At 35.9% G+C, this 25,305-nt stretch carries 18 protein-coding genes; 17 read left to right on the top strand and 1 reads right to left on the bottom strand.

Going from position 1 to position 25,305, the window contains the following annotated elements; all coding sequences use genetic code 11:
* Positions 1–21 precede the first annotated feature (21 nt).
* From nuoH to ACFILT_RS06325, 16 genes are all read left to right on the top strand, one after another.
* Positions 22–1,068 carry an NADH-quinone oxidoreductase subunit NuoH gene (gene nuoH / locus ACFILT_RS06250; RefSeq protein WP_375679112.1) on the top strand — a complete coding sequence of 349 codons (1,047 nt, stop codon included), beginning with the start codon at positions 22–24 and terminating at the stop codon, positions 1,066–1,068.
* Between the two features lie 14 nt (positions 1,069–1,082).
* On the top strand, positions 1,083–1,574 hold the full coding sequence (gene nuoI, locus ACFILT_RS06255) for an NADH-quinone oxidoreductase subunit NuoI (RefSeq protein ID WP_273723184.1): 492 nt from the start codon (positions 1,083–1,085) through the stop codon (positions 1,572–1,574).
* 94 nt (positions 1,575–1,668) lie between these two features.
* Positions 1,669–2,289, top strand: a complete 621-nt coding sequence (locus tag ACFILT_RS06260; RefSeq protein WP_375611880.1) for an NADH-quinone oxidoreductase subunit J — start codon at positions 1,669–1,671, stop codon at positions 2,287–2,289.
* Positions 2,290–2,303: 14 nt separating this feature from the next.
* Positions 2,304–2,612 (top strand): NADH-quinone oxidoreductase subunit NuoK, encoded by a 309-nt coding sequence (nuoK, locus tag ACFILT_RS06265; protein ID WP_273791275.1) that lies wholly within the window; start codon positions 2,304–2,306, stop codon positions 2,610–2,612.
* Positions 2,613–2,618: 6 nt separating this feature from the next.
* The gene (gene nuoL / locus ACFILT_RS06270; RefSeq protein ID WP_375679755.1) at positions 2,619–4,583 is read left to right on the top strand and encodes an NADH-quinone oxidoreductase subunit L; all 1,965 of its coding nucleotides are present in this window, start codon (positions 2,619–2,621) and stop codon (positions 4,581–4,583) included.
* Positions 4,583–6,052 carry an NADH-quinone oxidoreductase subunit M gene (locus tag ACFILT_RS06275; protein WP_273791287.1) on the top strand — a complete coding sequence of 490 codons (1,470 nt, stop codon included), beginning with the start codon at positions 4,583–4,585 and terminating at the stop codon, positions 6,050–6,052. Before nuoL ends, ACFILT_RS06275 begins: the two co-directional genes overlap by 1 nt.
* A 17-nt stretch (positions 6,053–6,069) precedes the next feature.
* Complete coding sequence (gene nuoN / locus ACFILT_RS06280; protein WP_375638390.1) at positions 6,070–7,524, top strand: NADH-quinone oxidoreductase subunit NuoN; 1,455 nt, start codon at positions 6,070–6,072, stop codon at positions 7,522–7,524.
* A complete protein-coding gene (locus tag ACFILT_RS06285) occupies positions 7,524–8,333 on the top strand; it encodes a biotin--[acetyl-CoA-carboxylase] ligase (protein WP_375679108.1) in 810 nt (269 codons plus the stop codon). Before nuoN ends, ACFILT_RS06285 begins: the two co-directional genes overlap by 1 nt.
* 45 nt (positions 8,334–8,378) lie before the next feature.
* A complete protein-coding gene (locus tag ACFILT_RS06290) occupies positions 8,379–10,055 on the top strand; it encodes a ribonuclease J (RefSeq protein ID WP_375679756.1) in 1,677 nt (558 codons plus the stop codon).
* A 203-nt stretch (positions 10,056–10,258) separates the two neighbouring features.
* Positions 10,259–11,584 carry a proline--tRNA ligase gene (gene proS / locus ACFILT_RS06295; protein WP_375679107.1) on the top strand — a complete coding sequence of 442 codons (1,326 nt, stop codon included), beginning with the start codon at positions 10,259–10,261 and terminating at the stop codon, positions 11,582–11,584.
* An 11-nt stretch (positions 11,585–11,595) separates the two neighbouring features.
* Positions 11,596–12,864 (top strand): lipoprotein-releasing ABC transporter permease subunit, encoded by a 1,269-nt coding sequence (locus tag ACFILT_RS06300; RefSeq protein WP_273791270.1) that lies wholly within the window; start codon positions 11,596–11,598, stop codon positions 12,862–12,864.
* On the top strand, positions 12,864–13,544 hold the full coding sequence (locus ACFILT_RS06305) for an ABC transporter ATP-binding protein (protein WP_273791269.1): 681 nt from the start codon (positions 12,864–12,866) through the stop codon (positions 13,542–13,544). The genes ACFILT_RS06300 and ACFILT_RS06305 overlap by 1 nt, the downstream gene beginning before the upstream one ends.
* 65 nt (positions 13,545–13,609) lie before the next feature.
* On the top strand, positions 13,610–13,897 hold the full coding sequence (locus tag ACFILT_RS06310; RefSeq protein WP_273791268.1) for a succinate dehydrogenase assembly factor 2: 288 nt from the start codon (positions 13,610–13,612) through the stop codon (positions 13,895–13,897).
* A 5-nt stretch (positions 13,898–13,902) separates the two neighbouring features.
* Positions 13,903–17,403, top strand: coding sequence for a transcription-repair coupling factor (gene mfd, locus ACFILT_RS06315; RefSeq protein WP_375679757.1), 3,501 nt, complete (start codon positions 13,903–13,905; stop codon positions 17,401–17,403).
* 448 nt (positions 17,404–17,851) lie between these two features.
* The gene (locus ACFILT_RS06320; RefSeq protein WP_375679758.1) at positions 17,852–18,538 is read left to right on the top strand and encodes a hypothetical protein; all 687 of its coding nucleotides are present in this window, start codon (positions 17,852–17,854) and stop codon (positions 18,536–18,538) included.
* Between the two features lie 1,554 nt (positions 18,539–20,092).
* On the top strand, positions 20,093–20,704 hold the full coding sequence (locus ACFILT_RS06325) for an invasion associated locus B family protein (protein WP_375610352.1): 612 nt from the start codon (positions 20,093–20,095) through the stop codon (positions 20,702–20,704).
* Between the two features lie 89 nt (positions 20,705–20,793).
* On the opposite strand, the gene ACFILT_RS06330 is transcribed toward ACFILT_RS06325, so the two are convergent.
* Positions 20,794–23,424 carry an Rne/Rng family ribonuclease gene (locus tag ACFILT_RS06330; protein WP_375679759.1) on the bottom strand — a complete coding sequence of 877 codons (2,631 nt, stop codon included), beginning with the start codon at positions 23,422–23,424 and terminating at the stop codon, positions 20,794–20,796.
* A 586-nt stretch (positions 23,425–24,010) separates the two neighbouring features.
* Here ACFILT_RS06330 and ACFILT_RS06335 point away from each other — a divergent pair.
* Positions 24,011–25,240, top strand: a complete 1,230-nt coding sequence (locus ACFILT_RS06335; RefSeq protein WP_375679760.1) for an N-acetylmuramoyl-L-alanine amidase — start codon at positions 24,011–24,013, stop codon at positions 25,238–25,240.
* Positions 25,241–25,305 lie beyond the last annotated feature (65 nt).

Here is a 25,305-nt window from a genome sequence, read left to right on the forward strand (position 1 = left end):
GGCAAAGGAAAAGGAATAATGATGTATGATTTCTTTATGACTTGGCTGTTGCCATTACTCATTATAATCGGAAAAACACTTCTTCTTTTGGTCGTTCTTTTGGTCTTAGTTGCTTATCTTCTTTATGCAGATAGAAAAATTTGGGCAGCGGTACAATTGCGTCGTGGACCAAACGTTGTTGGACCATGGGGTTTGTTACAGTCTTTTGCAGATTTAATTAAATTTGTTGTTAAGGAGCCTATTATCCCTGCAGGTGCAAATAAGGGTGTTTTTCTTTTGGCTCCTTTTGTTTCAGCGACACTTGCTTTATCAACTTGGGCTGTTATTCCTGTCAATGAGGGTTGGGAGGTTGCAAAGATTAATGTTGGCTTGCTTTATATTTTAGCCATTTCATCTCTTGAAGTTTATGGTGTTATTATGGGGGGATGGGCATCAAATTCAAAATATCCTTTCTTAGGAGCTCTTCGTTCGGCGGCACAAATGGTTTCTTATGAAGTTTCCATTGGTTTTGTGCTTGTGACTGTCATTTTAATAAGTGGTTCGTTAGATCTCACAACAATTGTTTTTAAACAAACGCACGGGCTTGGTACAACTCTTGGTCTTCCTTTTAACAGTTTTCTCGATTGGAATTGGTTGGTCCTTTTTCCAATGTTTATTATATTTTTTATTTCTGCGCTTGCAGAGACAAACCGTCCTCCATTCGATTTGGTGGAAGCAGAATCCGAACTTGTTGCTGGTCATATGGTAGAATATTCTTCAACGCCTTACATGCTCTTCTTTCTAGGTGAATATGTTGCGATTGTTTTAATGTGCGCATTAACAACCATTCTATTTTTAGGCGGTTGGCTGCCTCCCTTAGATGTTTGGTGGCTTAATTGGGTTCCTGGTATCATTTGGTTTGTTTTAAAAGTCTGTTTTGTATTTTTTTGGTTTGCTATGGTTAAAGCATTTGTTCCACGTTATCGCTATGATCAGCTCATGCGGCTTGGTTGGAAGGTTTTTCTTCCTCTCTCACTAGCAATGGTTGTGATAACTGCTGCTTTTTTAAAGTTTACGGATTTCGTTTAAGAGGAGATTTTACGATGTCAGGTTTTATTCAGGCGGCAAAGTCACTTCTTCTATTGGAATTTGTGAGTGCTTTTTTCTTAGCTATGCGCCAATTTTTTTCACCAAAGCCCACGATTAATTATCCTTATGAAAAAGGTTTTGTATCTCAGCGTTTTCGCGGTGAGCATGCATTGCGTCGCTATCCAAATGGTGAAGAACGGTGTATTGCTTGTAAATTATGTGAAGCGATTTGTCCTGCTCAAGCGATTACAATTGAAGCTGGGCCACGGCGCAATGATGGTACACGTAGAACTGTCCGTTATGATATCGATATGGTTAAATGTATTTACTGTGGTTTTTGTCAAGAAGCTTGTCCGGTTGAGGCTATTGTCGAAGGTCCAAATTTTGAGTTTGCGACGGAAACACGTGAAGAACTTTATTATGATAAAGAAAAACTTTTATTGAATGGAGATCGCTGGGAGCGAGAAATTGCTCGAAATATATTGATGGATGCGCCTTATCGTTAAGTGTATCGTTAAATGAGGTGTCGGGTATTTTTCCGATAAATTGTAATCTGGTATGAAGTTTATACCAATTGTTTGAATAATTAAGGAGAAGCCTATGCTAACAGATCTAGCGGCGGCATTTTTCTATTTGTTTGCTTTTATTATGCTAACAAGTGCAGTTATTGTTATTACAGCACGCAATCCAGTGCATTCTGTTTTGTTTTTAATCCTCGCATTTTTTAATGCAGCAGCTTTGTTTTTACTTGCAGGAGCAGAGTTTTTAGGGCTTATTCTGCTTGTTGTGTATGTTGGAGCTGTCGCTGTTTTATTTTTATTTGTCGTTATGATGCTTGACGTTGATTTTGCTGAGTTAAAGAGTGGAACTCTTCGGTATGCTCCTATTGGAGCTCTTATTGGTGTTATTATCGCTGTAGAATTGATTGTTGTTTTTATGAGTAGCTATTTTTCTCCAGTCTTGAGAACGCATGTTACGCAACCAATGCCAGATTTAGCGCAGCGAACAAATACACAAGCATTAGGTGATATTCTCTATACGGATTATGTTTTCTATTTTCAAATTGCTGGAATGATTTTATTGGTTGCAATGATTGGAGCTATTGTTTTAACACTTCGTCATAAATTAGGAGTAAAGCGGCAATCTATTGCGGAGCAAGTTTCTAGAACGGTAGAAAGTGCCATCGAAATCAAACAAGTTGAATCAGGCAAAGGTATGTAAGGGGGGCTATGCAGATGTATATTGATATTACACATTATCTCACTGTTTCTGCTTTGATGTTTACAATTGGTATTGCTGGAATTTTTCTCAACAGAAAAAATGTGATTATTATCTTGATGTCCATTGAGCTTATATTACTTTCAGTTAATCTCAATTTTGTTGCATTTTCAGCATTTCTTCATGATCTCGTTGGTCAGGTATTCGCTTTATTTGTCTTAACCGTAGCAGCTGCTGAAGCTGCCATTGGTTTAGCAATTCTGGTCGTTTTTTTCCGTAATCGTGGTTCCATTGCGGTTGAAGATGTTAATGTAATGAAAGGCTAACCAGTAATGTATTATACGATTGTCTTTCTTCCGCTTTTGGGTTTTTTAATTGCTGCACTAGGTGGAAAAACGATAGGAGATCGTGCGAGTGAATTGATAACATGTAGCTTTATGGTTGTTGTTGCCATATTATCGTGGATAGCATTTTTCAGTACTGCACTTGGTCATATTCCAGCGATTGATGTATTGGTATTACATTGGATGACTGTTGGTGACTTAAGCTTTAATTGGGCTTTACATGTTGATGCATTAACAGCTGTCATGCTTATTGTTGTGAATAGTGTTTCGGCATTGGTGCATATTTATTCAATTGGTTATATGCACCATGACCCTTCAAGGTCTCGTTTTTTTTCTTATCTTTCTTTGTTTACATTTATGATGCTTATGTTGGTCACATCCAATAATTTGATTCAGATGTTTTTTGGATGGGAAGGTGTCGGACTTGCTTCTTATTTACTCATTGGTTTTTGGTTTCAGCGCGATTCTGCTAATAAGGCCGCAATGAAAGCTTTTGTAGTTAACCGTGTTGGAGACTTTGGTTTTCTCTTAGGAATCTTTAGTATTTTTGTTTTGTTCCAATCGGTTGATTTTGCCTCTATTTTTGCAAAAGCTGCCGACAAGAGCTTTATACAAAATATGACATTTTTAGATTGGCAATTTGATGGGCAGACGGCAATTACCATTACATGTCTTTTATTATTTATTGGTGCGATGGGAAAATCCGCACAATTTCTTTTACATACTTGGCTGCCTGATGCAATGGAAGGGCCAACCCCTGTATCAGCGCTTATTCATGCCGCTACAATGGTAACGGCTGGTGTTTTTATGATTGCGCGTATGTCGCCAATTTTTGAACTTTCTTCAACTGCTTTGACCGTGATTATTATTGTTGGTGCAACAACAGCGTTTTTTGCAGCAACTGTGGGGTTGGTGCAGAATGATATTAAGCGTGTTATTGCTTATTCTACATGCTCTCAACTTGGTTATATGTTTGTGGCATTAGGTGTTGGAGCTTATGGCGCTGCTGTCTTTCATCTTTTTACGCATGCTTTTTTTAAAGCCTTATTGTTTCTTGGTGCAGGTTCTGTGATTCATGCTGTATCTGATGAACAAGATATGCGAAAAATGGGTGGGTTACGCAAACATATAAAGGTCACCTATTGGATGATGATGGTCGGGACCATTGCCTTGACCGGAGTTGGAATTCCAGGAACACTTTTCGGGACTGCAGGTTTTTTCTCAAAAGATGCGATTATAGAGTCTGCTTTTGCATCTCATAATATTGCTTCAGGATATGCTTTTTATCTTCTTGTTTTTTCTGCCTTTTTAACAAGTTTCTATTCATGGCGACTTATCTTTATGACATTCCATGGTAAACCACGGGCAACAGTTGATGTGATGCATCATGTTCATGAATCGCCTCCAGTTATGTTGATTCCACTCTTTCTTTTATCTATTGGAGCAATATTTTCTGGTGTCGTTTTCCAACCTTACTTTTTTGGTGACTTGTATAATGCTTTTTGGAAGGGAGCATTGTTTACAAGCAGCCATAATCATATTCTTCATGATGCTCACCATGTTTTTAATTGGGTAAAATGGTCGCCTTTTATAGCAATGATTCTTGGGTTTATGTTGGCTTATTTATTTTATATTGTGGCTCCCTCTCTTCCCAAGAAAATGGCGCGTATTATGCCAGGAGTGTATCACTTTCTTTACCAAAAGTGGTATTTCGATCAATTATATAACTTTTTATTTGTTCGTCCTACCTTTAGAATTGGTTCTTTTCTTTGGAAAGTGGGAGACGGTAAGATTATTGATGGTCTAGGTCCCAATGGTATTGCAGCGCGTGTTGTTGATATTACAAATAGAGTTGTTCGAATGCAAACAGGCTATCTTTACCACTATGCATTTGCAATGCTTATCGGCGTTGCATTGCTCATTACATGGATGATGATCGGGGGCGTAAACTAATGACCGATTGGCCTATTCTTTCTACGGTTACATTTTTGCCGCTTGTTGGTGTTCTTCTGATTTTGTTTATCAAAGATGATAGTGAAGTAGCACGCCATAATATACGTAATGTCGCATTTTTTACGACTCTATTTGTTTTTATTATTTCTTTAATTATTTGGATAGGATTTGATTCTAGCAACCAAAATTTTCAAATGGTTGAAAAATCCAGTTGGTTAGGGGGTGGTATTAGCTATCATATGGGGGTCGATGGTATTTCTATTCTTTTTGTTGTTCTCTCGGCTTTTCTTTTGCCTTTCTGTATTTTAGCAAGTTGGGAGAATGTTAAAGAGAGATTAAAAGCCTATATGATTGCGTTTCTTCTTCTAGAAGTTGCGATTATTGGTGTTTTTTGTGCTCTTGATGCAATGCTATTCTATGTTTTTTTTGAAGGCAGCCTCATTCCAATGTTTATCATTATAGGTGTATGGGGAGGAGCACGTCGTGTTTATGCAAGTATAAAGTTTTTCTTATATACTTTACTTGGTTCAGTGCTTATGCTGGTTGCTCTTATGGTTATGTATTGGGAGGCTGGGACACTTGATATACCAACTTTACTCAATTATCAGTTTCCTGCTCATATGCAAATATGGTTATGGCTTGCATTTTTTGCTTCTTTCGCAGTTAAAATGCCAATGTGGCCAGTTCATACATGGCTCCCTGATGCTCACGTAGAAGCACCGACAGCGGGTTCTGTTATTTTAGCTGGTGTCTTACTTAAATTAGGTGGGTATGGTTTTCTTCGTTTTTCTTTGCCTATGTTTCCTATCGCTTCAGCAGATTTTGCGCCTTTTGTTTTCACATTATCGCTTATCGCTATTATTTATACATCACTGGTTGCACTTGTTCAAAGTGACATCAAAAAACTTATTGCTTATTCTTCAATAGCGCATATGGGGTATGTGACAATGGGTATTTTTGCTGCGAATGAACAGGGGATACAAGGGGCTATTTATCAGATGTTATCCCATGGAATTGTTTCAGCAGCATTGTTTCTTTGTGTTGGGGTTATCTATGATCGCTTGCATACACGTGAAATTTCAGCGTTTGGTGGTTTAGTGAATAATATGCCTAAATATGCTGTTGTTTTCTTAATTTTCACTATGGCAAATGTTGGTTTGCCTGGAAGCTCAGGATTTTTGGGTGAATTTTTAACCTTAATAGGTGTTTTTCAAGTAAATAAATTGGTTGTTGTTTTAGCAACAACAGGTGTTATCTTATCGGCAGCCTATGCCCTTTATCTTTATCGGCGTGTGGTTTTTGGTTCCTTGGATAAAGAGAATTTAAAAGTATTAATAGATCTTTCTTTAAGAGAAAAATTCCTCCTTTATCCAATGGTTATTCTTACAATATTCTTTGGTATCTATCCAACGCCTATTCTTAAGGCAACGGCGTTTTCCGTAGAAACCCTCATCAATAAACTGCACTAGATAAGGGAAGAATGCACATGCAAACTGAAATAATAGCGCAATTAGTCTTAATTCTTCCAGAGCTTTTAATTGCATTAGGAGCTGTCGTGCTGCTTATGATTGGTGTTTATTCCAATACACGTGCTTCTTTAACAGTGACAGGTTTAGCTATGGCACTTCTTGTGGCAACCATTATTATTCTTATAGTTTTTCCGAAAAATGGTTCATTTCAAACCAATGCGCTCGTTATCGATTCCTTTAGTCGTTATATGAAAATTTTAATGCTTATTGGTGCACTCTTTTCTCTTATTATGTCTGTTGGTTTTGCCAATGCACAAAAGTTTAATATATTTGAGTTTCCAGTACTTGTTCTTTTAGCAACCCTTGGAATGATGTTTATGATTTCAGCGGGTAATATGCTGTCGCTTTATATGGGGTTAGAGCTGCAATCTTTAGCTTTATATGTTTTAGCAGCGATTAATCGTAATAATGTAAAATCTTCTGAAGCCGGTATAAAATACTTTGTTTTAGGAGCATTATCTTCAGGGTTGCTTCTTTATGGTATTTCTTTGCTTTATGGTTTTACCGGTCAAATTGGTTTTCACGAAATTGCTCTTGCTTTAAAGGGCAAAAATGTACAATTGGGGGTCATTTTTGGAATTGTCTTTATTTTAGCTGGTTTGGCTTTCAAAATTTCTGCTGTTCCGTTTCATATGTGGACACCTGATGTTTATGAAGGAGCGCCCACACCGATTACAGCATTTTTTGCTGGTGCCCCTAAGGTTGCTGCAATGGCTTTAATCATCCGTATTATTGTGGTGACCTTTATTCCCCTAGGGCGTGTTGATAACGTGATGCCTGCATGGCAACAAATTTTGGTGTTCATGGCGATTACATCAATGATACTGGGTGCTTTTGCTGCAATCGGTCAGAATAATATTAAGCGCTTAATGGCTTATTCGTCGATCAGTCATATGGGTTATGCACTTGTTGGTTTATCTGCTGGAGATATGCTTGGGATAAAAAGCGTTATCCTTTATATGACTATTTATCTTGGAATGACGCTTGGTTCATTTGCCTTTATTCTTGGAATGCGCTCTCAGAATGGAAATGTTGAAAATATTTATGATCTTTCAGGGTTAGCAAAGACGAATCCGTTTATGGCTGTTGTGATGACAATACAGCTTTTTTCTTTAGCAAGCATACCTCCTATGGCTGGTTTTTTTGGAAAGTGGTATACATTTTCTGCTGCTGTCCACGCTGGACTTACGCCACTTGCTGTCGTTGGGATGATAGCGTCTGTAGTTGGGGCTTTTTACTATTTGCGAGTCATTAAAATTATGTGGTTTGATGATGCAAAAGCGCATTTTGTTGCTTTATCGAAAGAGCTTCAATTTTGTCTTGGTCTTTCTGTATTCTTTATTTTATTTTACGCGCTTTTTGGAGTTTGGTTCGCTGAGCTAGCAGAAAAAGCAGCAACAGCATTGTTTTAATGAATATGGTTTATACTTTATCAGATTTTGCACAAAAACAGGGATACACTGTTGAAGCGTACGATAGTGTTGATTCAACAAATCTTATTGCGCAACGAAAAGCGCAAACTGGTCATCAAGGTAATCTTTGGATTGTTGCACAAGAACAATCACAGGGAAGAGCAAGAAGAGGGAGGACTTGGTCTAGTCCAAAAGGGAACCTTTATTCTAGTCTTTTATTAATTGATGATATTGTTCATCAAACTGCGGCTCAACTTGGTTTTGTTGCTGGAGTAAGTGTGGTAGAGGCAATGAAACAATTGATAAAAGAGGAAAAGCAGACAAACAATATTGTGAGCTTAAAATGGCCAAACGATATTTTGCTCAGAGGAGAAAAAAGCTCTGGAGTTTTGCTTGAGATTTTAAAATTGTCATCACAACAATATGCCTTGGTTATTGGTATTGGAATAAATGTGAAATATAATTATGAAGATGCGCCCTATTCCACTTCAAGCTTAAAGAATATCGGGTTGCGTATTGATGCAGAACAATTATTTACGGTTTTGACGGAGTGTTTTTCTAAAAATTACCTTCTTTGGAAACAACCAAAAGGATGTGAAATAATCCGAAAAAAATGGCTTTTATATTCCGCTCATCTTGGAAAACATGTCAAAGTGGTGAATGATGAAAAAGTCATTGAGGGTATTTTTGATGGTCTTGATAGTGATTTTAACTGCATCATAAAGCGAAAAGACGGTCAGACAGCCATTATAACAGCTGGGGATGTTCATTTTGGTTTGGCTGATTCTGTTAATGCAGGCCGTTATTGAAAAATTATTTTATCATCAGATACCTTAATGATTTGGGAGATGTTTATGGTTGCAGCCAATAGATGTGAATTTGTTTTTTTACCTCTGGGAGGTGTAGGTGAAATAGGGATGAATTTAGCTGCTTACGGATTTGGTCCCCAATATCTTCGTGAATGGCTGCTGGTTGATATGGGGATTAGTTTTGCTGGTTCTGAATTACCAGGTGTCGATCTTGTTTTGCCTGATATTCGTTTTCTAGAAAGTGAAAAACACAATATACGGGGTCTTGTTTTAACACATGCACATGAAGATCATTATGGGGCCGTTCTTGATTTATGTCCAAAGTTACAAGTGCCGATTTACTGTACGCCTTTTACGGCAGGATTATTGGAAACTAAAAAACAATTAGATTTTGAATCTCAAAAAATTTTACTCAATATTTTTCAAGCTGGTGATTGTTTTCAGGTAGGTTCCTTTGCTGTAGAGGCTATAGCCGTTAACCATTCAATACCAGAATCTGTATCTTTAGCAATTACAACCTCTTTGGGGACTGTGATTCATACTGGTGATTGGAAAATTGATCATACCCCTTCACTCGGGGCTGTAACCGATGAAAAAAGATTTCGTGCTTTAGGCAAAAAAGGTGTTTTAGCATTACTTTGTGATTCCACAAATGCATGTCGGGATGGTATCTCTCCTTCAGAACAGCAAGTTCAAGCCAGTCTTTCAGAGATTATTTCTAAAGCTGAAGGGCGCGTTGCGATAGCAACTTTTTCTTCTAATATTGGTCGGATACGTTCTATTGCTCTTGCAGCTGAAGCTGCTGGACGTAAGGTGCTTGTCATTGGGCGTTCCCTTAAGCGAAGTATTATGGTTGCACAAGAGCTTGGTTATATGAATGGTTTAGCACCATTTGTAACGGAAGATGATTATGGGTACATCTCGCGAAAAGATCTTGTTTTAATTGTCACAGGGAGCCAAGGTGAGCCATGTGCTGCTTTGGCTAAACTGTCACGTGATGGAATGAAAAATATTGCACTTTCCGCTGGTGATACCGTTATTTATTCATCACGAAGTATTCCAGGAAACGAAAAAGCGATTATTGAGGTACAAAATCGTTTCATTGATTTGGGTATTAAAATTATTACGAATGAAGATGCACTTGTTCATGTTTCAGGTCATCCCCGTCGTTCAGAACTTTTACAGATGTATGATTGGATAAAGCCACAAATACTTGTCCCTGTACATGGGGAAGCAATGCATCTTAAGGCTCAGGCAACTTTAGCACGTCAAGCGGGTATTAAAACTGTTATGGATATCAGAAATGGCTATATGTTACGTCTTGCACCAGAGCCTGTAGAAGTTATTGATCAAGTTCCTGTTGGCCGCATCTATAAGGATGGTTGCTTAATTGGAGATGAAGATGAATTAGGGATTCGTGAACGCCGTAAACTAAGTTATGCTGGTCATGTTACTATTTCTCTCCATATAAATAGTAAGCATGAATTATTAGGGGATATAGGTCTAACAACATTCGGGTTACCTGAAAGTAATGGAAAGGGGAAAAGTTTAAAAGATATTCTTTTAGATATCGTAGAAAATACAGTTTATAATATCCCACGCATGAAACAGAAAAATAATGAACTTATTCGAGAGGCAACACGACGTGCAGTAAGAGCGGCTGTTCATGAAATTTGGCAAAAAAAACCTATCTGTACAGTTTTTTTACATCGGTCAAAATAAAAGAACTTTCCTATTACGTTATTTAAAAAGAGAAGAGCATTTTTATTTTATTGCTAAATAAGAAAAATAGAGAATAAAGCACAATAAATTTTTAAATGATAAGATCGTTATATTTGCAAGTATTCAGAATGCGGCTATAGATGAATAGAGGGTGTGATAAATTGTTCCGATATGATAGATCTGATTAGGAGTTAATTATTTCAATGCGTCTTTCTCAATATTTCCTTCCACTTTTAAAAGAGAATCCTAAAGAAGCAGAAATTGTTTCTCATCGCTTCATGTTGCGCGCTGGAATGATTCGACAACAAACATCAGGGATTTATTCTTGGCTTCCTTTGGGAAAAAAAGTGCTTGATAAAGTTTGTAAAATTATTCGTGAAGAGCAAGAACGTGCGGGTGCAATAGAAATATTGATGCCTACAATTCAGTCTGCTGATCTTTGGCGTGAAAGCGGTCGTTATGATGATTATGGTTTGGAAATGCTCCGCATTAAAGATCGTCAAAAGCGTGATTTACTTTATGGTCCAACCAATGAAGAGATGGTAACAGATATTTTTCGCTCTTATGTTCGTTCTTATAAAGATCTTCCGCTTAATTTATATCATATTCAATGGAAATTTCGTGATGAAATTCGTCCACGTTTTGGTGTGATGCGAGCACGAGAATTTTTAATGAAAGATGCTTATTCTTTTGATCTTGATTATGAAGGCTCTGAAACATCTTATAATCGTATGTTTGTTGCTTATTTACGCACTTTTTCTCGCCTTGGCTTAAAAGCAATTCCTATGCGTGCAGATACAGGTCCAATAGGGGGGGAACTCAGTCATGAATTTATCATTTTGGCTGAAACAGGAGAGAGTGCTATCTTCTGTGATAAACAATTTCTTGAACTTACCGTTCCTGATAGTTCAATCGATTTTAGTGATAAAGCTGTTTTAGATGATATTGTTAAGCAATGGACATCTTTTTATGCAGCAACGGAAGAAATGCATAATGAAGAGGAGTGGGCTAAAGTTTCTGATCATAATCGTCTTTCAGCGCGTGGTATTGAAGTAGGGCATATTTTCCACTTTGGTACTAAATATTCTGCTCCAATGGGAGCAAAAGTTATGGGACAATATGGAAAAGAGCATGTGGTCTCTATGGGATCTTATGGTATTGGGCCTTCGCGTCTTGTTGCTGCCGCTATTGAGGCTTCTCATGATGAAAATGGTATTATTTGGCCAAAGTTTATGGCACCGTTTGATTTTGGGATTATCAATATGAAGCCCGATGATGAAAAATGCACACAGGCATGTGAGTTTCTCTATCAGGGATTAAAGAAGGTTGGTTTTGATCCGTTATTAGATGATAGAAATGAACGCCCTGGATCAAAATTTGCAACAATGGATTTGATTGGTTTGCCAACGCAAATCATTGTTGGTCCTAACAGTATTGCACAAAATGAAGTTGAAATTAAAGATCGAAAAACAGGAATAAAAAAATCTCTAAAGGTTGAAGATGTGCTCAGCCAACTTTCTATAATTTAATAGGAAATATTATGAAGAGGCTGAAAAACAAATGCTTTTCATCTTATGAGTGGATGATCGCTTTTCGTTATATGATTCCCAATAAAAAACATGTCGTTGCATCTGTTATTTCAATTATTTCTCTTATTGGGATTATGTTGGGCGTATTTGCTCTGGTTGTTGTTATGGCGGTGATGAATGGCTTTCGTACAGAACTTCTCAATCGTATTCTTGGTATGAATGGGCATCTTATTATTCAAACAGTTGATTCTGGTTTCTCTGATTATAAGACTCTTATTTCTTCTTTAGAAACTACAAATGGTGTGAAGTTTGCTTTACCTGTTATTGAAGGTCAAGCGCTTGTTCAAGGTGAAGTTCAAGGTGGCTCTGGCGCGTTAGTTCGTGGTATGCGCAAACAAGATCTAGAAAAGCTTAAAACAGTCTCTCAAAACATTAAATTAGGATCGATTTCTCGGTTTGATCAAGAAGAAGGTGTTGCAATTGGAAGTGGCTTAGCAGAAAAATTAGGACTGACAGTTGGAAGAGATATTCGTATTATTACTCCAGATGGTGATGAGACTCCTTTTGGCGTTACCCCACGTGTGAAAGCTTATAAAGTCGTTGCTATTTTTGAAGTTGGTATGTCTGAATATGATTCAATATTTATCTTTATGCCTCTCCATGAAGCACAAATGTTTTTTAATTTGGGAGATAAGGTTCAGTCTTTGGAATTATTTCTAAATGATCCTGATGCTGTTGATCAAATAAAACCTGTTGTAGAAAAAGCAGTTGAACAACAGGTCTATTTAATTGATTGGCGTACACGCAATCAGGCTTTTTTTTCAGCCTTACAGATTGAACGAAATGTTATGTTTTTCATTCTTTCTCTGATCGTTCTTGTTGCTGCTTTAAATATTATTTCAGGGCTGATTATGCTTGTAAAAGATAAAAGTCATGATATTGCAATTTTACGCACGATGGGGGCTCAACAGAGTGCGATTTTGCGTATATTTATCATTACAGGAATGATGATTGGTTTTATTGGAACTATATTGGGTTTAGTTTTAGGTGTTATCGCGACCGCGAATATTAATCATATCCAAGATTTTATATCTTGGTTATTTAATGTCGACGTTTTTAATCCTCAACTTTATTTTTTAACAAAATTGCCTGCACAAATTGAGTGGAAACAGACTATCTTGGTTGCTATGATGGCTTTATTCTTGTCGTTTCTTGCTGCTCTCATTCCGGCATGGCGTGCTGCTAAGCTAGATCCCGTACAAGCTTTGAGGTATGAATAATGACAGCTATTTTAGAGCTTGTAGAGATTGAAAGACACTTTTTCGAGAGTCATAAGCCACTCATTGTTTTAGATAAAGCGAATTTTATTCTTAATCGTGGAGAGCTTGTCGCACTTGTTGCACCATCTGGTGCTGGAAAATCAACACTTCTTCATATTGCTGGATTATTAGAAAAACCAACAGCTGGTGATGTGATGTTACGGGGTGTTTCTTGTGCAAAGCGCTCTGATAGTGAGCGAACAGCTATAAGACGAAATGATATTGGTTTTGTTTATCAATTTCATCATTTACTTCCAGAGTTTACGGCGTTAGAAAATGTCATGATACCCCAAATGATAGCAGGATTAAAAAAATCTATAGCAGAAGATCGTGCGCGCAAATTATTGACGTATCTGCGTGTTTCTCATCGTGCGAACCATCGTCCCTCAGAGTTATCGGGAGGAGAACAACAACGTGTTGCTATTGCACGTGCAGTAGCAAATGGCCCTTCGGTTCTTTTGGCTGATGAACCTACAGGAAATCTTGATCCAGTAACTTCAGCTTATGTCTTTCAAGCTTTATCTATCCTTGTTCGTCAGTCTGGTCTTTCTGCTCTTATTGCAACACATAATTACGCTTTGGCTAAGCAAATGCATCGTCGAATTACACTTAAAGAACAAAAGATTATAGAACTTCCTTAAAGAAAGGTAAAAATTTTATACGACTAATTGAATAGTTTATATTACTTTATTCAAGGAGATTTTTTATGACAGTTTTTGTCGTTGACAAAAATCAATTAGATGCTCGTCGTCGTCGATTGATTTTTCGTGCATGGCATCGCGGTATTCGTGAAATGGATCTCATTTTTGGACATTATGTCGATGCTCATATTACTGGGATGAATGATAGAACGCTCTCTGAGCTTGAGTATATTATGTCTTTTGATGATCGTGATTTACTCACATGGATTACTGGAGAAATTTTGCCCCCCTCTGAAGTTGATAGTCCACTTTTCCGTGATATTGCCAATTATCGTACTTGCTTAAGTTATTAATCCCGATGCCTATATTTAAAAAAATTGTTATTCCCAAAAATAATTCTGTTCGTATGATTTTAGATGGCGTTACTGATGGATTTGAAGCCTTTGCGCTTGCTAAATTAAGTTCAGAAATTGCACAAGGTAAACCGCTCATCTATGTTGTCCGTGACGGAACAAAAATTGCGCATTTACAACAAGTTTTAAATTTTATTGAACCCAATTTACCCGTACTTCAATTTCCTGCATGGGATTGTTTGCCTTATGATCGCGTATCACCAGGAATTGCTGTTATGGCACGTCGACTATCAACATTGGCACACATAGCAAATTTACGGAAAGATCCATATTCTGCAATTATATTAACAACAGCAAATGCAATTATGCAAAAGTTGCCTCCTCGTGAAATGATAGAAGCTCAGCTTATTCACGCACGTGTTGGCCAGCGCAATAACATGGGAAATCTTATTCAATTTCTAGAAACCAATGGTTTTGAACGCGTTACGGTTGTCCGTGATGTTGGTGAGTTTGCTGTAAGAGGAGGAATACTTGATATCTTTTCTCCGATGGATGTTGAACCTTTACGCCTTGATTTTTTTGGAGATACCCTAGAAAGTATCCGCGTATTTGATCCAGAAAGTCAAAGGACAACAGGCCAAAAAACTGAACTTTTATTACAGGCAATGAGTGAGGTTGTTCTTACACCAGAACGCATCAGTCGTTTTAAAAGCAATTATACCCGTACATTTGGTGTATCACAAAAAAATAACATGCTTTATGAAGCAATTTCTCAAGGTCGGCGTTTTGCCGGTATGGAACATTGGCTTCCATTTTTTTATGAAAACCTTGATAGCTTTTTTGACCATTGTGGCAACTTACCGATAGTTTTTGAGCATCTCATAGAAGAAGTCTTCATTGAGCGCTATCGTCTTATTGAAGACTATTATAATGCGCGCAAAGAGCGCGAAAGTGATGAAAAAAATTCTACTTCTTATCATCCAATAGATCCTAGTCTTTTTTATTTAACGCCAGAGCGTGTTTTGGAAGGTGCGCAACAATCTTCGCAGCGTATTGATTTTTCGCCTTTTAATATTCCACAAAGTTTGGAACAAACTGTTATTCACACCAATGTTAAACAAGGATATGATTTTGTAAAAGAGCGTAATGCGCAGGAAAAAAATGTTTTTTCAAGTGTTATTAATCATATCGCATCTTTACGCGCTGCTGGTAAAAAAGTGCTTTTAGCGTGTTGGAGTGAAGGATCTCTCAATCGTTTGTTACAAGTTCTCGATGAGCATGGATTGAAAAAAATAGATGTTGCAAAATCTTTGCAAACTGTCAAAGCAACACCTCGGGATCGCATATTAGCAGCTGTTATCATGATAGAACATGGTTTTGTGGCTGAAGATTTGGCTATTATAGCAGAGCAAGATATCCTTGGCGATCGTTTTATAAGATCGCCAAAGCGGCGTAAGAATAATACAAATTTTATTTCTGAAATTTCTGCTTTAAATTCTGGTGATATTATTGTGCATATCGACCACGGTATTGGCCAATTTGTTGGTCTTAAAACCATCAGAACCACTGGAATTTTACGAGACTGCCTTGAAATTAGATATGCTGGAGGTGATTTACTTTTTTTACCTGTTGAAAATATTGAGCTTCTCTCACGTTATGGCTCAGAAGGAACAGAGGTAACTTTAGATAAATTAGGAGGTGTTGCTTGGCAAGCACGTAAAGCTCGGCTTAAAAAACATTTATTGGAAATGGCAGGGCAATTAATCCGTATAGCTGCAGAGCGTATGACTCGTGCTGCGCCTGCTTTACTTCCACCAATTGGACCATTTGATGAGTTTGTTGCTTGCTTTCCCTATGAAGAAACGGAAGATCAAATGAATGCAATTGATGCTGTTTTGGACGATCTAGCCTCAGGCAAGCCGATGGATCGCTTGATATGCGGTGATGTTGGTTTTGGAAAAACTGAAGTAGCCATTCGAAGTGCTTTTGTTGCAGCATTAAATGGATATCAGGTTGCTGTTGTTGTACCGACAACTTTGCTTTCACGTCAACATTACAAAACATTTATTTCGCGTTTTCAAGGATTACCGGTTAAAATTGGACATGCTTCGAGGCTTGTAAAAGCGAAAGAACTTGCACGAGTAAAAAAAGGTGTTTCAGATGGTACAATCGATATTGTCATTGGAACCCATGCATTATTAAGTGGTGCAGTTAATTTTTTACGGTTAGGTCTTCTTATCATTGATGAGGAACAGCATTTTGGTGTCAAACACAAAGAGCGTTTAAAAGAGCTTAAAAGTGATATTCATGTTCTCACACTTTCAGCAACTCCCATACCACGCACTTTAGGGTTAGCTTTATCGGGTGTACGTGAACTTTCATTGATAACAACCCCCCCCATTGATAGAATGGCGGTTCGTACTTTTATTTCACCCTTTGATGCACTTGTTATACGAGAGACCCTGCTTCGAGAATATTATCGTGGTGGACAAAGTTTCTATGTTTGTCCTCGTATTTCTGATCTGGCTTTTGTAGAAGAATATCTCAAAACACATGTGCCAGAACTGAAATTCGTTGTGGCTCATGGACAAATGCCGGCTGGACAACTTGATGATATCATGAATGCATTTTATGATGGACAATATGATGTGCTGCTCTCAACAACCATTATTGAATCAGGTCTTGATATTCCAACAGCCAATACCCTAATTGTGCATCGTGCTGAGATGTTTGGTCTTTCTGCCCTTTATCAGTTACGTGGTAGGGTAGGACGTTCAAAACAACGTGCGTATGCTCTCTTTACATTTCCTGCTGGTAAAGTTTTAACAACTGCTGCTGATCGCCGTCTTAAAGTGTTACAATCTCTTGACACCTTAGGGGCCGGTTTTCAATTGGCAAGCCATGACATGGATATCCGCGGTTCAGGCAATTTTTTAGGTGAAGAGCAATCGGGGCATATCAAAGAAGTTGGATTTGAACTCTATCAAAAAATGCTTGAAGAAGCTGTTGCTGAATTAAAAGATGGAGAGCTAAATGAAGATAAGCAATGGTCACCTCAAATTTCCCTTGGTACAACAGTGATGATACCAGAAAGTTTCGTGCCTGACTTATCATTACGTATGGGACTTTATCGTCGTTTAACAGAACTTGATGGTTTAGAACAAATTGATGAATTTGCAGCGGAGTTAATTGATCGCTTTGGTCCTTTGCCTCTTGAGGTTCAACATCTTCTTAAAGTCTTTCATATTAAAACATTGTGTCGAAAAGCACATGTAGAAAAATTAGATGTTGGACCAAAGGGGATTGTCATACAGTTTCGTAATAACTATTTCGCAAATAGTGTTGCTCTTGTTCAGTGGGTGGGAAAACAAGGTTCAATGGCAAAAATTCGACCAGATCAAAGTATTGCTCTTATTCGTGATTGGTCCTCAGCGGATGAAAGGCTTGTTGGAGCAGCGAATATTATGACACAGCTTGTCGAAATGGCAGAACAACATTCTGTTTAAAAAATATCTTTATTGTTTCAGAACTGTTACTCATTTTTATAAAATTATTCTATAAAAACAAAAAGTTATTGATTTTTTATAAGAATAAAATTTAAGTTTATAATAAAGAACCCTTTATATATTTATTTAGTTTTTATTATATACGTATTGATATAATGAAGAAAATAGATTAGACGGTTTAACCGCATTAAATAGCACTTGCATATAATAAGCTAATAAGCTCCTGTAAATTTTTTAGAAAGAAAAAATTTAGGTAAAGATAGCATGCTTTCTTCATTACAAAAGTGTCTAACTATCGTTTTTTTATTACTCACTTTGATATATGGCGTAAAAAACGCTCACGCTGAGTTTAGCTTAACCGAATTATCTCTTTCTGGTTTAACGCTTGATGAGAAATATAAGCGTATTAAAGAAAGACTACAAGTTATTGAAAAGAGGATGAAATTCATTGAAAATGACATTTGCTGATTTAACACTTTTGCAAATACGTTCTCATAATATAGAACATGATAAGCTGCTACAAGAACACGGAGACCTTAATGAAGAGCGTTATAAGCTTTCTTCAAAACTAAGTGATTTAGCGCAAGAAATGGAGAATTTAGCATATAGAGCGCATAGGGCAAGAGAGTATAGAGTAGGAGAGTATGAAAGAAAATTAAGTAAAGCAACAGAATATCTAAGGTCTCGAAGCGCTTCTGAATTAGGAATGAGTGATGATACAGCAAATGTAGAAACTCTTAACGATAGAGCGATTGATGAAACGATACGACTCTATCCCTTTATGGTTCTTTCTTGTAAAATTCAAGAGAGTCTGTTGGACAGTGATATAGGGGATTTATTACGGAAAGATTTTGGTTGGAGGAAAAAAGATTTTAGATGGGCAAAAGATGCAATCAATTCAATAGATCCTGAATTAATAAAGCACTTTGAAGAACGAATGGTGATTAGTGTCTCAGATTTTGAAGAAGAGATAATTAGTGGTATAAAGGATATGGTGATGCGCAATCCTTCGAATGTAAAATCTGCTCCTTTATTATGTAGAAGCACGAGAGAAATATATAATATAATGCTGCCAGAAAAGAGAAAGAGTATTATGAATCGTATGCGTTCCCATGTTGAAGAGTTATTCAATTAAAAATTTACTCATATAAATACAGAGAAATTAAGCTGATATACTAAACAATAGTTAAAACATATTAGTAATAATATATTTTATTTTTTGAGTTATTATTTATTATTTATAATAAAGTAATATTATACACGTAATATATTATCTGTTATTCTTATCATATAAGATTTAATATATATATATTAAATAATAAACTCATATATCTTTTTTATGTTTTCTTTTTATGCATAATTTTTTGTGCTTGTAGTTTTTTATTTTTATCTGATTAATTATTTTAATGACGATACATCTCATATCATAAATATTGTTTCATTAATACGATAAGAGAAATATTTTATAGCTCTAAATTGTGTTATATATGGAAACAAAATGATACTTTGAATTCATTTTTTCTTAAAACTTAAATCATTAACGATTTATATCTTTGATGTTGTAAAAGATGAAAAGAATTTATCATTTTAGTAAATTATTTTATTTGAGAAATAACTTAAAATAAATTGATAAAAGCTATATTTTTTATTCACGTTATAAAGCTGAGAGATGATATTTGTACAGAGGTGCAATAATAGATGTATAATATATAAGCATAAATTTATTATGGCTTTAGGCACGTGAGATGATTCATAGGGGGAATTCCTTTGTTCAGTAGTTTTATCTATAAAACTAACTCTGCTTGTGATGTACAAGTGGATAAATTTTATTGATTCAATATAAGAGAGGTTTGCGCTATTAGGATCTTTCATACAATATAGAAATAGAAAAAAGATAAATTATTATTATAAATTAATATGTTATTATATTTTAAGAAAGTTTATTATAAATAAAATATTTTCAGCAGTTATAGATTTTCTCTCTAAGAAAATGTGTTGTTTAATTAAGAAAAAAGCACTTCTTTAGTAGCATATTTTTAAACTAAACTGTTTAGTTAAACGCTATGGAATATAAAATTTTTATTACAAAAGCGTATCACTATTATTTTGTAAACAAGGGCAGAAAATTGTTCATTAGCAAAAAGCTCTCTTACAATTATGCAGAAATTTTAGACAATCAGTGGTTTTAATTCATTAAATGTTTCAATAATATCGTAGATGATTTTGTTTTTGTGTATCACACGAGGCACATAAGGAAAACAGTAAAATTTATCTGATATTTTGGAGCTTCATGCATTGCAACACCTGTTGCTAAGGTTCTATAAGCTTAACATGAAGAGTAATAAATGTAAAAATTTTAATTAGTAAGTTTTTTAGAGTAGTATCAGAGTTTATTTTAATTAATATTGCAATATTGATTCGTTTGTGTAATCTTAGTTTAAATGCACAGAGGTGTTTTATGGATAGATTGCATCAAATACCAATGTGATGAAGAGGGGAAATGATATGAGTGTATAAAAATTAGAATGGCTCGTCGTATTTTTTCTCTAAATTTGACTTTTTTTTAAATATTGAAGTAAAAATAGTAAAATTAATTGTTATTTCATTATAATTTAATACATTAAGTTGGAATTATATTTAATATTTTTTTGAAGTTACTTAAGAGCGCGTTGAAAGGATTAACTTAATCATGTCGCATAAAAATGTTTATTCTGCTGTTTCAGTATTAGTTGGAGCCGCTGCCCTTTTTCTTATAGCTGGTATTTCTGCAAATGCGCAAACTTTATCACAAGGTTGGTACAAAGTTTGCAGTAAGCAGCATGATGTTGATATTTGTAATACAATGAATACTGTATTATCGAATACGGGACAACCTTTAACGGCTTTTAATCTTGTTGAAATAAAAGGGAAGCAAAATGAGAAACGTATAGGTATTCAAGTACCTACAGGTCGTTTTTTGCCAGAAGGTGTTCATATTAAAATTGGTGATGATTTCTCTAAAAAAATCCCTTATGTGATTTGTAATGGACCAAGTTGTATTGCCAATGATGTTTTAGATGATAAGCTTATAGCAGCTATGAAAAGTGGTACAAAAATGGTTGTAACCACAGTTAATTTCCGTGGTTCAGCTAATCCTATTGAATTTTCTCTGAATGGATTTACAGCAGCCTATACCGGTCCTGGTATGGAAGAAAAAGATTTTCAACAAGAACAAATAAAGCTGCAGCAAGCTATTCAATCAAAACAAAAAGAAATTGAAGAGCGTATGCGTGCTGAGCAAGAAAAAGCAAAACAAAAGTAATAAAACCACACCATAAAATTTGGTCAAAACGTTTTCTATAATTGTTTATTTGAACCGCCACAGTTTTCTGTGGCGGTTTTTTAAAATCCTTAATTTTTCGAAAGAATTCTGCGTTTCCACCAACCAATACGTTCAGTTTTGGAAGAATCATTAGGCGTTGATGAAATAACAACGGGTTGATTAATTGTTTCTTCAATTTGGGAAGGAGAGGTTTCGATAACTTCCTCCATCTCGATTACAGTTTCTTGCTCTAATATTTTTTGTACTTGCGTTGTCTCTTTAGAAGATGATTTTTTACGTGTTCCACGTGTTGATTTTTTACTCTTTTTAAGAGCTTTATCTTCTACCTCATGAATAGATTTGTCTGCTTTTTTTGTTTTAGTTTTACGCACCGAACTGATTGTAGGTTTTTCTTCAAGAGATTTTTGTTCTGCAATATTTTGATCATTCTCTAAAGAAAGTTGATTTTCTATTACTTTTGAAGAACGTGTTTTACGTTTTTTAGGTTTAATACTTGTATCATTTTTTTCAGATTCACTCTGTTGTTGTATATCTAGAGCTTGTGTATTATTTTTTGTTTCTTCAAGTTCAAAAGATTTAGCAGGTGAAACACGACGTTTGCGATGCGCTGCTTTAATTTCTGCTAAAGCTTGCTTAGCAAAATCTCCTACTGGTTCTGCATAAGGAACGCGAATCTGATGAAAATTATTATCTTGATTGCGTCGACCACCACGACGTCCTCGACGACGTCCTCGACGATAAGAATCATTATTCAAGGTATCTTCTTTTTTATGAACGTTGGAGAGAGAATGATCAGTAATTTCACCGTGACGATTTTTGCGCCGACACTTTTGGTTTATTTCAATGGGAGAAGGATTTTCAATAGATTCACTTTTTATGAAAACAGAATCTTCAATTTCTTGCTTATTCTCATCTTCCAATGAAGATTGAGAAATTTTCTCTGCTATTGAGCCTTTAGAAATAACAAGATGTTGTGTTCCAATACTATCATCTGCTTCAATACTAATATTAAGTTTAAAGCGAGCTTCTAAATTAACAAGAATATTGCGTTTATGATTTAATACATAAAGCGCTGTTGCTACGGGGGTGCGCACGATAATATTATGTTGCGAATTATGAAGAAGATATTCTTCAATTGAGCGCATGACATGTAACGCAATTGATGATTCAGAACGTATAGTTCCTGTTCCTGCGCAATGTGGGCATGGCTGTGTCGTACTTTCTAAAACCGATATGCGAATACGTTGACGACTCATTTCTAAAAGGCCGAAGTGTGAAATATGACCAACTTGAATACGAGCACGATCGTTTTTTAAACAATCTTTTAATTTTTTTTCGACAAGCTTCACATTGCGTTCTTCAAGCATATCGATAAAATCAATCACAATTAAACCAGCAAGGTCACGCAAGCGTAATTGACGCGCGACTTCTTCAGCAGCTTCAAGGTTAGTTTGTAAGGCTGTCTTTTCGACAGAGAATTCTTTCGTAGAGCGGCCAGAATTTACGTCAATAGCAACAAGTGCTTCTGTTTGATTAATAACAAGATAACCACCAGATTTTAAAGAAACTTGTGGTTGCAACATTTTATCAAGTTGAATTTCAATATTATTTCTTGCAAAAATGGGCGTAGGATCACGGTAAGGTTGCACAACTTTTGCATGACTTGGCATGAGCATACGCATAAAGTCTTTCGCTTCACGATATCCTTGGTCTCCAGAGACAAGAATTTCACTAATGTTCTTATTGTAAAGATCTCGTATAGAGCGCTTGATGAGATTGCTTTCTTCATGGACAAGGCATGGCGCCGTTGACTCGAGTGTCAAAGTGCGAATAGTATCCCATAACCGCATAAGATATTCATAATCACGTTTAATTTCAGCTTTTGTTCTATTGGCACCAGCGGTTCGTAAGATAACGCCCATACCTTTTGGAACGGCTAATTCTTTTACGATTTCTTTAAGACGCTTACGGTCTTGTATGTTCGTAATTTTTCGTGAAATACCACCACCACGTGCTGTGTTGGGCATTAGAACAGAGTAACGACCAGCTAGAGATAGATATGTTGTAAGGGCAGCACCTTTATTACCACGCTCTTCTTTGATAACTTGTACCAACAAAATTTGACGTCGTTTAATGACTTCTTGAATTTTATACTGGCGCCCTTGTTTTCTTTGATAAATTGGGAGCTCTTCACGGATGTCCTCAGCACCGACCATTTCGATCTCATCATCAGAGATATCGGCATTTAATGCTTCTTCTGTATTATCAATTATTGTCGCTTCAGATGTGATGTCACTTTCAATATCGGTTGCTATGACATTGTTTTTTCCATTTTTTTTTGTTCTTCTGGAGCGTTTTTTATTTTTAGTTGCTTCTTCCGTAAAGGTATCTACAGAATTTTCTCCTATAGCTTCTTTTTCTTCTTCTTCAAGAAGAGCAAGGCGATCAGCAATAGGAATTTGATAATAATCAGGATGAATTTCAGAAAATGTTAAAAAACCATGTCGGTTTCCACCATATTCAACAAAAGCCGCTTGGAGAGACGGTTCTACACGCGTAATACGTGCGAGATAAATATTCCCCTTGAGCTGTTTTCTATGTTCTGATTCAAAATCAAGTTCTTCAATTTTGTTGCCGTGAACAACAACAACACGTGTTTCCTCCGGATGGGAGGCATCTATAAGCATTTTGTTTGACATAAGTTAATATCCTGAAGGCGACATGCACAATTTTATTCAAACGAATGCTATAACTATTCGTAAACATAAAAGGCTGTCTGCCATAAAAGGGAGGTACCAGAAAAACAGGACGGAACACCACGTGCAAAGGCATGACTGCATTTACACCATTTCTCATCATTATTTCCATCTGTTTTTTATGACTCATATTTCTTAAAAGTCTCCGGTAAAATAATCTTTAAAACAGTTCGGATATCCGAACCAACGAATCTTAAGTAATGCAATCCTAATGTTACAACATAGAAATTTTTCATCCATAAAAAAGTCTCAACGCATAATAGACAAAAAACCTCTAAAGACAACTTAATATGAGTTACAGATAATTTAGATGACTATTATCAGCTAGGAAGCATAAATATTCTTTTATGTTGATATCATGCGTTTGGCAAGTAACAATGTAAATCATGTATAATTATAATATCTTTATGCCCTTAATTTCGTTTTGAGGTGTTTATTTAGCTTTTATTGAAAAATAGATAATAAATTGGTGTATCGTTTTATGTAACCAAGATAAATTATTACAAAGGTAATGTAGAGTATTTTGCTTATGATAAGAGTTTTTTTTACCAAAAAGCTGAAAACAGCTTATGGGGATGTTATTGTGCTCGTCACATGCTTTTTATTATCTTTTTTGCTACTCCAAACTAGTGTTCAAGCCGCAGATCCTCTGAGACTTATTAATTTTCGAACCATTGGTGATAGTGTTCATACGCGTATTATTGCGGTTTTTAATTCAAAACCAAATGTTCGTTTACAGATTTTGGACAGGCCCGCACGTTTGGTTATCAATTTACCTACAATTGACTTTTCGATGCAAAATACGCCTTTAAAGAAACGGAGTACATTATCCGTTATGCTTTCAGATGTGCGTTATGCTTTCTCTGACATACAGACTTCACGCATTATTTTGACAAGTAAAACGGCTTTTGTGGTTGAAAAAAATGTCGTAAAAAAATTAAATAATGGTTTATGGCAGTTGCTGATTGATATTCGTAAAAGTACACAAGAAAAATTTGATGAGATATTAAAAAAACAGCAAAGAAGCAATTTTGATACAAAAACACAGTTAATGCCAGCATATAATTTCCGTGTTGTTCTTGATCCTGGTCATGGTGGTATTGATGGTGGTGCACGGGGTGTTACTGGAATTTTAGAAAAAGATGTGACTTTAGACTTTGCGCGTGCATTGCGAGACGAATTACAAAAGGATTCTCATATTACCGTTGCTTTAACACGAGATTCCAATATTTTTTTAAGACTAAGTGAAAGAGTTAAAAAAGCGCAAGAGTTTGATGCTGATCTTTTTATATCTATTCACGCAGATACGATTGATCTACATTCTCTTCGCGGTGCCACAGTGTATACCATATCAGATAAAGCCTCTGATGCCATTGCAAAATCTTTAGCTGAAAATGAAAATAAAGTTGATTTGCTTGATGGTTTGCCTGCAGATGAAACGCTCGAAGTTACAGATATTTTGATGGATCTTACACGACGTGAAACACATACATTTTCGGTTAATTTTGCAAATAGTGTTATTTCAAGTTTATCAAAGAATCATATTAACTTGATTAATAACCCACATCGGTATGCTAATTTTCAAGTTTTAAGAGCTTCAGATATACCCTCAGTCTTGATAGAGATAGGTTATTTATCCAATAAAGAGGATGAAAAGTTATTAAATGATCCTCATTGGAGAAAACAAATGGCAGCCTCTATTGCTCATTCTATTCGTCAATTTGCTGATTATAGGCAGAAAATGATACAGCCTCTTTAAATTTATGAGAAAATAGAGTATCAATATGGGCTTCTAGTGTACCCTGGTATAAATAAAAGATAGAA

The organism is Bartonella sp. AP7XZML (genome assembly GCF_042195745.1).
GTDB lineage: Bacteria > Pseudomonadota > Alphaproteobacteria > Rhizobiales > Rhizobiaceae > Bartonella.